Origin of the sequence: Sulfitobacter sp. PM12 (assembly GCF_045586035.1) — a bacterium.
In the GTDB taxonomy this organism is placed as follows: domain Bacteria; phylum Pseudomonadota; class Alphaproteobacteria; order Rhodobacterales; family Rhodobacteraceae; genus Sulfitobacter; species Sulfitobacter pontiacus.
On record NZ_CP151532.1, the window covers coordinates 99622 to 113065 of the forward strand.

Sequence of the window (13444 nt, forward strand, 5' to 3'; positions counted from 1 at the left end):
GCGGGCGCTGCCCCTACACCGACAGATATTGATCCCGAATTTCCGGCTGCGATTGCAGCGCGGCGAGCGTGCCGACGAATTTCTGTGTGCCGTGTTCGATGATCACCACGCCATCGGCGACCGCTTGCGCGAAATGCAGGTTCTGTTCGGACAGTAGCACCGTCAGCCCCTCTGCCTTGAGTTGCAGGATTACGCGGGCCATCTGTTCGACGATCACCGGCGCGATGCCTTCGGAAGGTTCGTCCAGCAGGATGAACGCGGGGTTGCCCATCAGGGTGCGGGCGATGGTCAGCATCTGCTGTTCGCCCCCCGACAGCGCTTTGCCGCGGTTGTGACGGCGTTCGGCGAGGTTGGGGAAGAGGTCGAACACCATATCCTCGGTCCAGGTGGTGCAGCCGTCGCGGGGGGGCTGGCGGCCGACCTCCAGGTTTTCCAGCACGGTAAGCTGGGTGAAAATCCGGCGTTCCTCGGGGACATAGCCCAGACCGTTGCGCGCGACCTTGTGGCTGGGCCAGCCGGTGATGTCCTGGCCCTGATAGATGATCTTGCCCTGCCGTGGCCGAACCAGCTGCATGATGGATTTCATCGTCGTGGTCTTGCCCGCACCATTGCGCCCCAGCAGGGCGACGACAGTGCCGCGATCCACGGTAAAGTTCAGGTCATTCAGCACCTGCGCCTTGCCGTAGAATGAATTGGCGCCGTTCACCTCAAGCATGGGCATCCTCCTGCGCTTTGAACAGCGTGCCGCCGCCCAGATAGACCTCTTGCACCTGCGGGTTGTTGCGGATCTCGTCGACGGTGCCGTCGGCGATGAGCTGGCCACGGTTCAGCACCATGATGCGGTGCGAATGGGCAAAGACCACGTCCATGTCATGCTCGGTAAACAACACGCTGATGCCCCGTTGCTCTAGTATATCGGCGGTCAGCTGCATCAGCGCGATCCGTTCACGCGGGGCCATGCCAGCGGTGGGTTCATCCATCAGCAGCAGGATCGGGTCATTGGCGAGGGCAACCGCCAGTTCGAGCCGTTTGAGGTCGCCATAGGCCAGCACCGCGCAGTGGCGTTCGGACTGGTCGGCCATGCCCACGGTATCAAGCAGCGCCAGCGCCTCTTCGCGGTAGAGTTTATGGGCGAAGGTGATCAGGGAATAGAGCCGCTTGTGATGCGACATCAGCGCCATCTGCACGTTTTCGACCACGGTCATCGAGGCATAGGTCGCGGTGATCTGGAACGTCCGCCCCACCCCCATGCGCCAGATCTTGCGCGGTTGCATGCCCGCGATGTTCTTGCCCATCAGCTGCACGGTGCCCGACGACGGCTTGAGCTGCCCCATCAGCATATTGAAACAGGTGCTTTTGCCCGCGCCATTGGGGCCGATCAGCGCCAGCAGCTCTCCCTTGGCAAGATCAAAGCTCACGTCATCCACCGCCTTGATCGCACCAAAATTGCGGGACAGGTTGCGCACAGACAGGATCGGGCTCATTTCGCGTCCTCCGGTGTTTTCAGCAGGCCAATGCGTTCGCCCGCCTTGCGCAGCGATCCGACGATGCCTTCGGGGCCAAGGATCACGACAAAGATGATCAGCAGACCCAAGGCGAGCCGCCAGTATTCAAAACGGGTCAGATAGTCTTTGACGCCTTCAAAGAAGGCCCCGCCGACCCAGCCGCCCGACAGGGTCTTCACCCCGCCCAGAAACACCACGATCAGCGCGTCGAAACTGCGGGCGGTTTCAAGCTCGTTAGGGAAGATGCTGCCCTTGGAGAAGACGAACAGCCCGCCCGCGAGCCCCGCCATGATGCCCGCAAAGGTAAAGGCGACCCATTGGATGCGTTTGGTGTTGATCCCCATCGCCTCGGCTTGTCGCGCACTGTCGCGGGCCGCGCGCATGGCATAGCCAAAGGGCGCATGCGCAGCTTGGCGCAGCAGCAGGATGCCCCCGATGCAGAAGACAAAAGCGAGGTAGTAATAGACATCATTGTCCGACGCCCAATCGGACGGCCAGATGTTGACCAGCCCGTCATCGCCCCCCGTCACATCACCCCATTGGAACGCAAGGCTCCAGAGTAGTTGCCCGAAGGCGAGCGTCAGCATGGCGAAGTAGACACCGGTGGACCGCAGGCAGACCCAGCCGATCACCACGGCGGCCAGCCCCGCGCAGATCGGGGCCAGCACCAGCGCCAGCTCCATCGGGGTGTCGGCATAGGTCACAAACAGCGCCGCGGCATAGGCCCCCCCGCCAAAGAAGGCCGCATGGCCAAAGCTGACCAACCCGCCCTGCCCCAGCATGAAATGCAGCGAGGCGGCAAAAAGACAGAAGATCATGATATCGGTCACCAGCACCACGGCGAAATTCCCGCCGTAGAACGGCAGCAGCGCAAGGATGAACAGCCCAGCCATCACCAGCAAGCGCATGCGATTGCCCGCGGGCTTGATCGGGCGCTCCGGCTCTCCGGTCTGGCCATGCTCGCCCGCGATCTCCTCTTTCCCGAGCAGGCCGAAGGGGCGGAACATCAGGACGATCACCATGACGACAAACATCAGCACAAGCGTCGACTGCGGCGCATAGGTCACGCCAAACACATTCAGGACCGAGATGATCACCGCCGCCAGATAGGCCCCCGGCAGCGACCCCATGCCCCCGATGACCACGACCACAAAGACCGCACCAATGATGCTGAAATCCATCAGCAGATCGGCACCACCCTTGGGCAGTTGCAACGCGCCGCCAAGCCCTGCAAGCGCACAGCCCAGAAAGAAGACGCCCGTGAACAGCCACGCCTGATTGACCCCAAGGGCACCGACCATCTCGCGGTCCTGGGTGGCGGCGCGCACCAAGGTGCCGACACGGGTTTTCGTGATCAGATACCACAGGGCGATGGCGACGAAGGGCGTGATAATGATCAGCGCGATGTCATATTGCGGCACGGGTTCCCCCATGATGCGGATCACCCCTTTCAGCCCCGGCGCGCGCGGGCCCAGCAGATCTTGCGGGCCCCAGATCATCAGCGCCAGATCCTGAATGACAAGGATCACGCCAAAGGTCGCGACCAGTTGGAACAGTTCAGGCGCGCTATAGACAGGGCGCAGCACGCAGATCTCGACGATCACCCCGATCAGCCCGACGATCAGCCCCGCCAGCAGGATCGCTCCCCAGAAGCCGACCATGCCCGGCAACACCTGCATCAGCGAATAGCCGACATAAGCCCCCAGCATATAGAACGACCCATGGGCAAAATTCACCACCCGCGTGACGCCAAAGATCAGCGACAGCCCAGAGGCAACCATGAAGAGCGCACCCGCATTGGCAAGCCCAGTCAGAATCTGTGCGATGAAAAGGCCCATGGGCACCTCTTGATGTTGGGGATGGGGTCAGATGCAGCCAAGGGGGCCTCCCCCCTTGGGTGCGAGTCCGGATTATTCTGCCGGACGCAGTTTCGACACCTCTTCGTCAGACGGCAGGTAGTCGGCACCGTCCAGATAGGTCCAGTCGGTCATGACGCCCGCACCGTCCTTGAGCATGGTCTTCCCGACAAAGGCCCCCATGGTCGCCTGATTGTCGATCTCGCGGAACGTGATGTCGCCCACGGGCGTCGCCACATCCAGCCCTTCGAAGGCCATACGGATCGCGTCCCCTTCGGTCGATCCCGCCTTGCTGATCGCGGCCGCGATGCTTTGCGCGGTCATATACCCGACGAGGGAGCCGAGCTTTGGCGTTTCGTCGAATTTCGCCTGATAGGCATCAACGAAAGGCTTGTTCGCGCCGTCTTCATCCGAGAAGTCATACCAGGGATAACCGGTTACAACCCAGCCTTCGGGGGCTTCGTCGGCTAGCGGTTCAAGGTATTCCGGTTCGCCCGAAAGCAGGCCGTAGACCGTGCGCCCGTCGAACAGACCACGGGTGGTGCCTTCGCGGACGAACTTGGCAAGGTCGGGGCCGAAGGTCACGTTATAGATCGCGTCCGGCTTGGACCGCTCCAGCGCCTGAACCTCGGCACCGGCGTCGATCTTGAACAGGGCGGGCCATTGCTCTCCGACGAATTCGACCTCGGGCTTCAGTTCGGTCAGCACTTCCTTAAAGGCGGCCACCGCGTCTTTGCCATAGGCGTAGTTGGGTGCGATGGTCGCGTATTTCACGGCATCGGTCTTGGCGGCCTGTTCGGCCAGCATTGCGGCCTGCATATAGGTCGAGGTCCGCAGGCGGAAGGTCCAGGGGTTGCCTTGGCTCCAGGTCAGGGCATCGGCCAGCGGTTCGGCGGCGAGGTAAACCCAGCCCTTTTCCGCCGCGACCGAGGAGATCGCCAGACCGACGTTCGACAGGATCGAACCGGTGATCATCACGGTGCCTTCGCTGGTCATCAGCTCTTCGGCGATTTTGATCGCTTCACCGGGGTCGCCCTGATCGTCGCGGAAGATGAATTCGAGCGGGCGGTCCAGCACACCGCCAGCGGCGTTGATTTCCTCGAGCGCCAGTTCGATGCCCTGTTTATACGGCTCGGCAAAGGCGGCGAGACGTTTGTAGTGGTTGATCTCTCCGACTTTGATCGGGTCGCCCGACTGCGCCGCTGCGGCAAAGCCGGTGACGCCAAGGGCAAAGGCGCCTATGACGCTGTTCAGGAATGTCTTTCTGTTCATGTGATGGTCCTCTCGTGTTGGGGTGTGCCGTCTGCTGCGGCTTTGCTTTTTATGGATCAATCATGCTGGACAAAGATCGGTGCGACGGGGTCGCCCAGATCGTCCGTCGCCTCTGCCTCGATCCGGTCGCGGATGCGTTTGCGGTAGACGTTGGGCGCTTTGTCGATAGCGATGCGGATGGGTTTGCGTTTTTGGGGGCGCTGTTCTTCTTGGTGGACGGCTTCCAAAATCGCCTTGTCCTCGGCAAATGCTACGCGGAACATCGCGTCCATTTGGTCCGACGCGGCGTCATCGCCAAGGGCGGTGTTGCGCAGGTGCATCCAGTGGTCGATCGTATAGTCCTCTGTCACGGGTGTGACGAAATGGAGCGCAAAGATACGCACGCCTTTGTTGCGCTGATCTTCGGGAAGTTCAAGCTTTGCATCAGACGACCCAAAGTCAATCACGGCGGTCGAGGGCATGTGCAGATAGTAATAATGCCAGCGGTCCACATTGCCGCTAAAGCCGCCGAATGCCTTGAAAAAGCCGATGGGTTCCGCGTCTCTGATCCAGCGCCATGCCACGATCACCTCGTCTGCGGTTTTGACATGCACGGGTACGTTTTCAGAGGCCGCATTGCCCAATGTCGTCGGATGGACAAAGCTGACATGCGCCGGATCCACAAGGTTTTCGGCAACGTTGAGGTAATTTGCGCGGATATGCAGCTTGTCCCCGTGGTGGACGTGCCACCCCTCTTGCCCCAATTCCGGCATATCGAAAGCAAGCGCGGGGTCGGCCTTGTCGGCGTCGCCCATCCAGATGAACACAATGCCGTAGCGTTCCAGCACCGGATAGCTGTCGACATAGGCGGATTTGGGCAGGTTCGATTGCCCCGGCACCCGCACGCAGGCACCGTCCGCGCCAAAGGTCATACCGTGATAGCCGCATTGAATGGTGTCGCCGATGCGCTTGCCCTTGGACAGCGGCAGCAGCCGGTGCGGGCAGCGATCTTCGAGCACGGCGATCTGGCCATCGCTGGTGCGGTAGGCTACTAGGTTCTGCGCAAGCAATGTCAGCGGCACCAGCTCATCGCCAAAGTCGGTAGACCAACCCGCAACGTACCAAGCGTTTCTGACAAAGGACATCGGTTCACTCCTTGCTCTGCACAGCTTCATGAAGGACCAAAAAATTGTTAGCTGTCAAACAATTTCTTGCGCCCCATCTGATATAGACCCCAGATGGAAACCATGGGATGATAGTGCCTAATCTATACGCATTGACCCAAGAGCACTGGATAAGAACCTTGGTTGAAACCACACAAGACCTGACCCTGACCGCAGACTATGCGTTGGAACAACAGATCGGGTTCAAGCTGCGCCTCGCGAACCAGCGCCACCTTGAAATCTTTAACCGGAGGATGCCGGATATCACGCCGACACAATTCGCCGTGCTGGCCAAGCTGCGGGACGAGGCGCGGATCAGCCAGAACCATCTGGGGCGTCTGGTCGGGATGGACGCGGCGACCACCAAAGGCGTGATCGACCGGTTGCGCAAAAAGGGGCTGGTCCATTCCACCCCGTCAAAGACCGACATGCGGCGGCTGGAGATTTCGCTGACCGACGAAGGCATCGCGGTGACCGCCAAGGCGATTGCCACTGCGCAGGAAATCTCGGCCGAGACGGTCGGCAACCTCACCCCGCGTGAGGTCGACCGGCTGCTGGCCCTGCTCGAGAAACTATAGGCTCTAACGCAGGCCGTCCTTGCCTTCGGCCTCGGCATGGGTCAGCCCGCCGACACGGGGCAAGGGGCGCCCGGAATCTGTGACAGCCACGGCCACCAGTATCTCGCCCGCGCGCGGCGCGTCGTTCAACCGCACCTCGATCCCGTCGAAATGGCTGCGCACATAGGCGGCGTCCTTGTGCCCTAAAGGCACGTCAAGCACCTGCCCCGGCCCGCCCATCTTTTTGGAAGACGGCACCAGTGCGGCCCCCTTTTCAACCGCGACCCGCAGCGGTGCGCCCAGCTTCGGGTGCAGGATCGCGGCGGCGTGTTCCAGCTCTCCCCCCTCGCCCACCATCGCGGCCTTGCCATAGCTTTCGGCCTGCGCGGGGGTGATCCCAAGGGCCGCAACACATTTATCGCCCAGCAATCCCCCCAGCTCTGCGCCGATATCCATCAGCGGGGTCAGGTCCTCGGTATAAGAGCCTGCAAAGGGGTTTTTGATCACGGCCACAGCAACGGCCTTGCGCGTGGGGGGCGATATCTGCTGCCCGATCTCGCGGTGAGTCTCTTCGACCCAAGTGGCGATTTTACGAATGTCGGCGCTCATCTCAGACCATCCTTTCCTTCGATATCCTTTGCATCCAACCCGCCCGCGCGGTTGTGGATACGTGCCCCTGTGGTCATCACAAGGATCACCGCCATTTCATCGGCGCGGGGGCTGTCATTCAGGCCGACCTCGATTGAATCGAAATGGCTGCGGACATATGAGGCATCGACATGGGTCACAGGCACATCCAGCCGCACCCCCGCCGTGCCAACCTTTTTCGTCGATGGCACAATCGCCTTCGATCCGCCCAATACATCGCGCATCGCATAGCCGCCGGGGGCGTGCCAGAGCGCACCGTGCTCCAACTCTCCGCCCGTGCCGACGATGCTGCCTTTGCCGTAGCCTTCGATCTGTGCCGCCTCGACATCGAGCGCCGCCAGCAGCTTTTGCGCCATCGCGACCCCCAGCGGTTTGAGGTCTTCCATAAAGGGCTGGATGTCCTCGATATAAGAGCCTGCATAGGGGTTTTGGATCACAGCCATGACCGACCCGCGTTTCAGCGGCGTATTGGCGCGGGGGCCGCCTTCGTGGAAAATCTCTTCGACGCTGGTGACGATTTTGCGGGTCATAACCTCAGGCATATTCGGGGGCTTTCACTAGGGATTTCAGGGTTTCGGGCAAGCCGATGACAGTATGTTGGTCGCGCAGAAAAAGCGCCGCGCCAAAGATGAGGCCACGGTCGCGCAAACCCTGCGCCGCTGTCGCGCCGGTGGTAAGCGCTTGGTTAACATCGGCGGGGGAGAGCGGCCCGACATGGGTCACCACCGGTGCCGCACCAAGGTCACTGTCGTCGTGCAACTGGTTGGCGGGGCTGCGCCGGATTGCGGGATGGGCGGGCAGATCAACGGCATTTCCCAACCTTGTCGCCGCGGCATCGGCCATCGCGGCGGATCGGGCCAGCACGGTGACACTGTCGGCAATGCCCAAGGAGTGGCTGCGCCCGCCCTGCCCGCTGGTGGCGATGCCGCGGATGGGGTCATTGCTGCGGATCGTGACGGTGCCAAGCGACCGCCCGTCCAGCCCCGCGATGCCCACGTCAAAACGCGCGCCCTCGGTCAGATGCAGCGCGATATCGCCACCGTTGTTCACATACGCGCGGGTCAGATCGGCGGCATCCACCATGGCCGACAATACCTCTGCCGCGACGGCACCGGCGACGCAGATCATCGGCGTGGTCAGCCCGTCGGCATGGGGCAAGGCGGCGCGGTACATGGCGCGGGCGATCTTGCCTTTCGGTTTGGTGTTCACAGGGCGGCGCAGCAGAGGCAGCTCTGTCGTCAGTTCAGACAGGATCGTGCCAAAGCGATCAAAACCCGCGCGAAACGCCAGATCTCGCGCGCCATCCGCCCCGATGACCAGATCAATCGGGCCGTGGGACAGATGCAGCCTGCCACCGGGGAGAAGAGCCGCCTGTGCCGTCATGTCTGGTCCTTCGACCAGCCGTAGTTTTCCCGCGCGTTCGGGTCTGGTTGCAGCAGTTGCTGCGCCACCCGTCGCACATCATCGGTGACCACATCACGCACGGGCTGGATATGCTCCATATGCCCGCCAAGCGTGCCGTAATCCTCGCGCCGCAGGGTGAATTCGATCGGTGCCACCAGCGCGGGCGTGGGTACATAGCCGAAAGAGTTCGTGGGCATATCCATGACATCCACCATGACGGTAATCCCGCCCCCCGGCCAGACATAGGCCTCGGCCCCGCCGCAGGACACATGAGTCAGCGATTCCTTGACCGACCGCGTCAGCCGCACGGGGTTCTCTGTCACGCCGGCACGCAAGCTGCCCCCCGCCCCCCCCATGAATAGCACCGAACAAAGCGAGGGTTCGCAATTCTCGGCGATGCGGTCCGCGACGACCAGCAGCTCGGGCGTAATCTGGGCGGGTTGCGGGATCAGGTCATCATCCAGCGTGAAATAGGCCCATTGCTCTCCGGTGGTAGAGATCATCAGCAGCCGGAGCCCCGGCCAGGCACGCTTCGGGTCGGCGTCACGCAGGATGGTCAGCGGGTCTTCAACATCGGTGCCGCCCCATCCGGTGCCGGGGTCCGCCACCTGAAAATACCGCCCCGGCGTTGACCGCCGTCCGTTCACGCGGATGCCAGAGGGGGTCATATCCAGCCCTTTGCCCGCCTCGTGTTCTGTCAGCACGCCGGTGATGTGATCATCGACAACGACGACCTCGTCCACATGCCCGTGCCATTGTTTGGCGAACATCCCGATGGTCGCTGACCCACAGCCCACGCGCATCAGCTTTTCCGGAACGCCGTTGATGATCGGCGCTTTGCCCGCCTCGACCACCATGGTGACGCCGCCGTCGATGGTGACCTCGACCGGTTCACGGTTACATAGGCGCAGCAACGCGTCACAGGTCACGCGGCCTTCTTTCTTGGAGCCGCCGGTCAGATGCTCGACCCCGCCCAAAGACAGCATCTTGGACCCGTATTCAGAGGTCATCACATGCCCGATCGCCTCTCCGTCAACGCGCACCACGGCGCGCTCGTCGCCGATGTGGCGGTCGGTGTCGATCTTCACCTTGACCCCGCAATACGAAAAAATGCCCTCGGTCACGACGGTGATCATATCCACGCCCTCGACCTCTTGGCTGACGATGAAGGGCGCGGGTTTGTAATCTGGATAGGTGGTCCCCGCCCCCACGGCGGTGACGAAATCGCGCCCGCCCTGAATGACGTCGCCGTCCCAATCTTGCGCGTTGTCGCCCTGATCCAGAAAAGCGACGGCCTTGGCCCCCGACTGGATCACGGTCAGCGGATCAAGGCGTACCAGTTCGCCCGCGTGGTTGGCATAGCGGTCGCAGGCGCCGGATTTGCCGTCGGCGATGAAGCACATCACCGGGCAGGCATCGCAGCGGATTTTCACGGGCTTGGGGTCGCGCAGGTCGTCAGGCATGTCCGGCCTCCTTCAGGGCGGCGCGCAGGCGCGTCGGCGTGGCCGGTGTCTGCGTCACGCGCGCACCGGTGGCATGGTAGATAGCATTGAGGATCGCGGGGGCGGTGGGGATCAGCACATGTTCGCCCAGACCTTTCGCGCCGTAGGGCCCATGGGCGTCAGCCACCTCCAGGATCAGCGTCTCGATCGCGGGAACGTCGCCGATGGTCGGCACCAGATAGTCATGCAGGTTCTCGGTGCGCCCGGGGATATATTCCTCCATCAGCGCCATTCCAAGCCCTTGGGCAATGCCGCCCTGCACCTGCCCCTCGACCAACAAGGGGTTGATCGCGCGGCCCACGTCATGGGCGGCGACAAAGCGCAGGGGACGGCAAAGGCCAAGGGCGATATCCACCTCGACCACCACCAGATGCGCGGCATAGCCGAACTGCGCATAGGGTACGCCCTGCCCGTTTTCATCCAGCGGTTTGACCGGCGGGTCATAGCTTTCCTGCGACTGCAGCACATAGCCCTGCGCATCGACCGGCAGCCGCGTCAGATCAAGGCGCTGCGTGCGCCCGCCGTCGGTCACCGTGAGCTGCCCGTCTTGGCAGCCGATCTGCGCGGCGGGGCCCGCATTGACCTGCCGCAGAATCTGCGCCCGCAGTGCCTCTCCGGTCCTCAGTGCGGCGTTGCCCGACACAAAGGTCTGCCGCGAGGCAGAGGTTTTGCCCGCGTCCGGCGTGATATCGGTGTCACCCCCGAGGATCTTGATCCCCTCGACCGACAGCCCAAGCGCTTGGGCAAAGATTTGCGGGATCACCGTATTGGCCCCCTGCCCGATGTCCATTGCACCTTGGTGCAGCACCACCGTGCCATCCGCCCGCACGCCCGCCAGAATGGTCGACGGGTTCGGCAGCGAGGTATTGCCGCAGCCGTACCAAGCCCCCGCGATCCCAACACCGCGTTTCACTGTGTCATTCTTTGCATTGAACCGGGCGCATTCGGCTTTCGCCTCCTCCCACGCGGGGCGCAGCGCCTCTAGGCAGGGGGCGATGCCGACGCCCTGATCGAACACCTGCCCGCAGACCGTGGGCACCCCGTCCGCCAGCGCGTTCTTCAAACGGAACTCCAGCGGATCAAGCCCCAGCTTTTCGGCCAGCAGGTCAAAGGCGGTTTCCTGTGCGATGGCAGATTGCGGCACGCCGAAGCCACGGAAGGCACCCGCGGGGGGGCAATGGGTATGCACGGCACGGCTACGTGCGCGATAATCAGGGATGTGGTAGGGGCCAGAGGCATGCACCGGCACGCGATTGGCGACCGTCGGGCCCCAGCTTGCATAGGCACCGGTGTTGAAATCCCCGTCGAACCGCAGCCCCGAAAGCGTCCCATCCGCCTTGGCCCCGACCTTGATCGTGATCTGCGCGGGGTGGCGTTTGGTGGTCGATTGCATCGTCTCGGCGCGCGCATAGGTCATGCGCACGGGCCGCGCCGTCTTGAGCGCGGCAAGCGCGATGAAGGGCTGCAACGACAGGTCGATCTTTGATCCGAAACCGCCCCCGACCGCCGTCGGCACAATGCGGATGTCGGCCATGGGACGGTCAAGGATCGCGGCCAGTGCTTCGCGGTCCATACCCGGTGCCTGGGTGCAGGCATGCACATGGATCCGCCCGTCGATCACTTGGGCAAAGCCTGCCTCTGGCTCGATATAGCCATGTTCGACAAAACTGGTGGTATAGTGCGCCTCGACCGTGACGTCGGCGGCGTCGAGCGCGGCCTCCACATCGCCGCATTGCACGAAGCCGCCGCACATGATGTTCCCTTTGCGATCGTCGAACAGCTGTGGCGCGTCGGGGGCGGTCGCGGCATCGGTATCGGCAAGCGCAGTTTTTGGCGACCAATGGACAGGAAAGCTTTCCAGATCAAGGGCGATCATCGCCTCTGCCTCTCCTACAACGCAAGCCACCGCCTCCCCCCGGAACCGGATGTGGTTCACAGCGAAAACCGGCTGGTCGATGAAGCCGGGGATCACCCCAAAGGCGTTGAGGCCGGGCACGTCATCTGCGGTCAGGATGCAATGGATCCCGGGCTGTGCGCTGCGCCATGCCTCAAGATCGCCGAAGGTAAATCCGGCCGAGGCATGGGGCGCGCGGATGACCCGCGCGACCAAAGCACCGGCTGGGGCAACGTCATCGCCAAACGCCTCTGACCCGTCGACCTTGGCCTGCCCGTCCAGCCGCCGCGCAGGCTGGCCAAGCGCGGTAGAGGCGACAGTCAGCCCGTCGGCAGCATGGGCCCCGACCACCGCGTCGATGATCTTGCGATAGCCGGTACAGCGACACAGCACGCCGCCAAGGGCATCCTGCACCTGCGCCGCGCTCGGCTGCGGCACCTCGCGCAACAACGCCACGGCAGAGACCATCATCCCCGGTGTGCAAATCCCGCATTGCGCGGCCTGATGGTGCTGAAAGCTTTGCATCAACGCCTGCGCGTCGCGGTCGGTTTTCACCAGCCCCGCCAGCGTCTCCACCTGCCGCCCCACCGCCTGCTGCACGGGCATCAGGCAGGCGCAGACCGGCGCGCCATCGACCAGCACAGTGCAGGCCCCGCAATCGCCCGCGTTGCAGCCGATCTTTACATCCTTGCGGTCCAGCCGCTCGCGCAGCGCGTAAGACAAGCGTTCACCGGGCAGCGGTTCAACCTGCGCAATGCTGCCGTTCAGGGTGAAAGAGGTCACTTCTGTCGTGGTCGGCCTATCCATCACAGGGCCCCTTTCAAGGCGCGCATCACAGCGCGGCGGACCAAAGTGACGCTGGCGGCAAGGCGGTAATCGGCGCTGGCGCGCGCATCTGTGATGGGGCTCAGCGTTTGCACCAGATCAGCAGTTATGCGGTTTTCTACATCGCCAAGGGCGCTACCGCGAAGCTGATCCTCAAGCGCGGTCAGCCGCTGCGCGACGGGGGATGCGGCGCCGATGGCGATGCGGATATCGGTGAGCCTGCCGCTCTCGATCTTTGCCAGCACCGCGACCATGCAGATCGAGATCACCAGATACTTCCGCGCACCGAGTTTGACAAAGCTGCTGTGACTATCAGCCGGGGGCGCGGGGATGTGGATGGCGGTGACAAGCTCGTTCTGGGCGCGGTCGGTCTGGCGCACGCCTTGCAGGAACTGCGACAAGGGCAGCACGCGCGACCCGTTTGCGCTGCAAAGCTCTACCTCGGCATTCAGTGTCAGCAGCGGCGGCACCCCGTCGGCGGCAGGAGAAGCGTTGCACAGATTACCCGCGATGGTGCCTGCGTTCTGGATCTGGATCGACCCGACCTCGCGCGCCGCCAGCTTGAGCCCGTCGAAAGCGGCGGGCAGATCAGCGCGGATGATGTCTGTCCATGTGGTGGCCGCCCCGATACGCCAGCCTTGGTCTGTTTGGCTGATGCCGCGCAGCTCTGGCAAGCGGGTGATATCCAACAAGTCGCCCGTCACCGGGCGGTCGCCGCGTGCGGGAAACCAATCGGTCCCCCCCGCGATGATCGACACCGGCCCCGCGGCCAATGTGGTTAACGCTTGATCCAATGTCGTCGCGGTCAGGTAGCTCATCCGGTCACCTTTTGCTGCGGG

Annotated in this window: 12 protein-coding genes; 1 reads left to right on the forward strand and 11 read right to left on the reverse strand. The window is 63.0% G+C overall.

The annotated features are described in order from the left end of the window. Positions 1-13: 13 nt before the first annotated feature. The 5 genes from AADW22_RS16730 to AADW22_RS16750 form a co-directional block, all read right to left on the reverse strand. Positions 14-715 carry an ABC transporter ATP-binding protein gene (locus AADW22_RS16730; RefSeq protein ID WP_407474733.1) on the reverse strand — a complete coding sequence of 234 codons (702 nt, stop codon included), beginning with the start codon at positions 713-715 and terminating at the stop codon, positions 14-16. Next, positions 708-1484, reverse strand: a complete 777-nt coding sequence (locus tag AADW22_RS16735) for an ABC transporter ATP-binding protein (RefSeq protein WP_407474734.1) — start codon at positions 1482-1484, stop codon at positions 708-710. Before AADW22_RS16735 ends, AADW22_RS16730 begins: the two co-directional genes overlap by 8 nt. After that, positions 1481-3343 (reverse strand): ABC transporter permease, encoded by a 1863-nt coding sequence (locus AADW22_RS16740; protein WP_005848902.1) that lies wholly within the window; start codon positions 3341-3343, stop codon positions 1481-1483. The genes AADW22_RS16735 and AADW22_RS16740 overlap by 4 nt, the downstream gene beginning before the upstream one ends. Before the next feature lie 72 nt (positions 3344-3415). Continuing rightward, entirely contained in the window at positions 3416-4633 is a 1218-nt protein-coding gene (locus AADW22_RS16745; RefSeq protein ID WP_407474735.1) for an ABC transporter substrate-binding protein, read from the reverse strand. A gap of 56 nt (positions 4634-4689) precedes the next feature. Next, the gene (locus tag AADW22_RS16750; protein WP_407474736.1) at positions 4690-5757 is read right to left on the reverse strand and encodes a Rieske 2Fe-2S domain-containing protein; all 1068 of its coding nucleotides are present in this window, start codon (positions 5755-5757) and stop codon (positions 4690-4692) included. Positions 5758-5915: 158 nt separating this feature from the next. Between AADW22_RS16750 and AADW22_RS16755 the strand changes: the two genes are divergently transcribed. Next, positions 5916-6353 carry a MarR family winged helix-turn-helix transcriptional regulator gene (locus AADW22_RS16755; RefSeq protein WP_005848896.1) on the forward strand — a complete coding sequence of 146 codons (438 nt, stop codon included), beginning with the start codon at positions 5916-5918 and terminating at the stop codon, positions 6351-6353. A gap of 3 nt (positions 6354-6356) precedes the next feature. Here the strand turns inward: AADW22_RS16755 and AADW22_RS16760 are convergent, their stop codons facing one another. From AADW22_RS16760 to AADW22_RS16785, 6 genes are read right to left on the reverse strand one after another with little or no spacing between them, the layout of a single operon-like run. Next, on the reverse strand, positions 6357-6941 hold the full coding sequence (locus tag AADW22_RS16760; protein WP_341205144.1) for an amino acid synthesis family protein: 585 nt from the start codon (positions 6939-6941) through the stop codon (positions 6357-6359). Further along, the gene (locus AADW22_RS16765) at positions 6938-7522 is read right to left on the reverse strand and encodes an amino acid synthesis family protein (RefSeq protein ID WP_407474737.1); all 585 of its coding nucleotides are present in this window, start codon (positions 7520-7522) and stop codon (positions 6938-6940) included. Before AADW22_RS16765 ends, AADW22_RS16760 begins: the two co-directional genes overlap by 4 nt. Continuing rightward, positions 7515-8363, reverse strand: coding sequence for a UPF0280 family protein (locus tag AADW22_RS16770; protein ID WP_407474738.1), 849 nt, complete (start codon positions 8361-8363; stop codon positions 7515-7517). The genes AADW22_RS16765 and AADW22_RS16770 overlap by 8 nt, the downstream gene beginning before the upstream one ends. Further along, positions 8360-9847 carry a 6-hydroxynicotinate reductase gene (locus AADW22_RS16775; protein WP_407474739.1) on the reverse strand — a complete coding sequence of 496 codons (1488 nt, stop codon included), beginning with the start codon at positions 9845-9847 and terminating at the stop codon, positions 8360-8362. Before AADW22_RS16775 ends, AADW22_RS16770 begins: the two co-directional genes overlap by 4 nt. Continuing rightward, positions 9840-12587 (reverse strand): molybdopterin-dependent oxidoreductase, encoded by a 2748-nt coding sequence (locus AADW22_RS16780; protein ID WP_407474740.1) that lies wholly within the window; start codon positions 12585-12587, stop codon positions 9840-9842. Before AADW22_RS16780 ends, AADW22_RS16775 begins: the two co-directional genes overlap by 8 nt. Further along, positions 12587-13423, reverse strand: a complete 837-nt coding sequence (locus tag AADW22_RS16785; RefSeq protein WP_288959638.1) for a xanthine dehydrogenase family protein subunit M — start codon at positions 13421-13423, stop codon at positions 12587-12589. Before AADW22_RS16785 ends, AADW22_RS16780 begins: the two co-directional genes overlap by 1 nt. Positions 13424-13444 lie beyond the last annotated feature (21 nt).

Bases quoted from the DNA above. Each gene is read 5' to 3' on its own strand.
- AADW22_RS16730 (WP_407474733.1), bottom strand. From the start codon at position 715: ATGCTTGAGGTGAACGGCGCCAATTCATTCTACGGCAAGGCGCAGGTG.
- AADW22_RS16735 (WP_407474734.1), bottom strand. From the start codon at position 1,484: ATGAGCCCGATCCTGTCTGTGCGCAACCTGTCCCGCAATTTTGGTGCG.
- AADW22_RS16740 (WP_005848902.1), bottom strand. From the start codon at position 3,343: ATGGGCCTTTTCATCGCACAGATTCTGACTGGGCTTGCCAATGCGGGT.
- AADW22_RS16745 (WP_407474735.1), bottom strand. From the start codon at position 4,633: ATGAACAGAAAGACATTCCTGAACAGCGTCATAGGCGCCTTTGCCCTT.
- AADW22_RS16750 (WP_407474736.1), bottom strand. From the start codon at position 5,757: ATGTCCTTTGTCAGAAACGCTTGGTACGTTGCGGGTTGGTCTACCGAC.
- AADW22_RS16760 (WP_341205144.1), bottom strand. From the start codon at position 6,941: ATGAGCGCCGACATTCGTAAAATCGCCACTTGGGTCGAAGAGACTCAC.
- AADW22_RS16765 (WP_407474737.1), bottom strand. From the start codon at position 7,522: ATGCCTGAGGTTATGACCCGCAAAATCGTCACCAGCGTCGAAGAGATT.
- AADW22_RS16770 (WP_407474738.1), bottom strand. From the start codon at position 8,363: ATGACGGCACAGGCGGCTCTTCTCCCCGGTGGCAGGCTGCATCTGTCC.
- AADW22_RS16775 (WP_407474739.1), bottom strand. From the start codon at position 9,847: ATGCCTGACGACCTGCGCGACCCCAAGCCCGTGAAAATCCGCTGCGAT.
- AADW22_RS16780 (WP_407474740.1), bottom strand. From the start codon at position 12,587: ATGGATAGGCCGACCACGACAGAAGTGACCTCTTTCACCCTGAACGGC.
- AADW22_RS16785 (WP_288959638.1), bottom strand. From the start codon at position 13,423: ATGAGCTACCTGACCGCGACGACATTGGATCAAGCGTTAACCACATTG.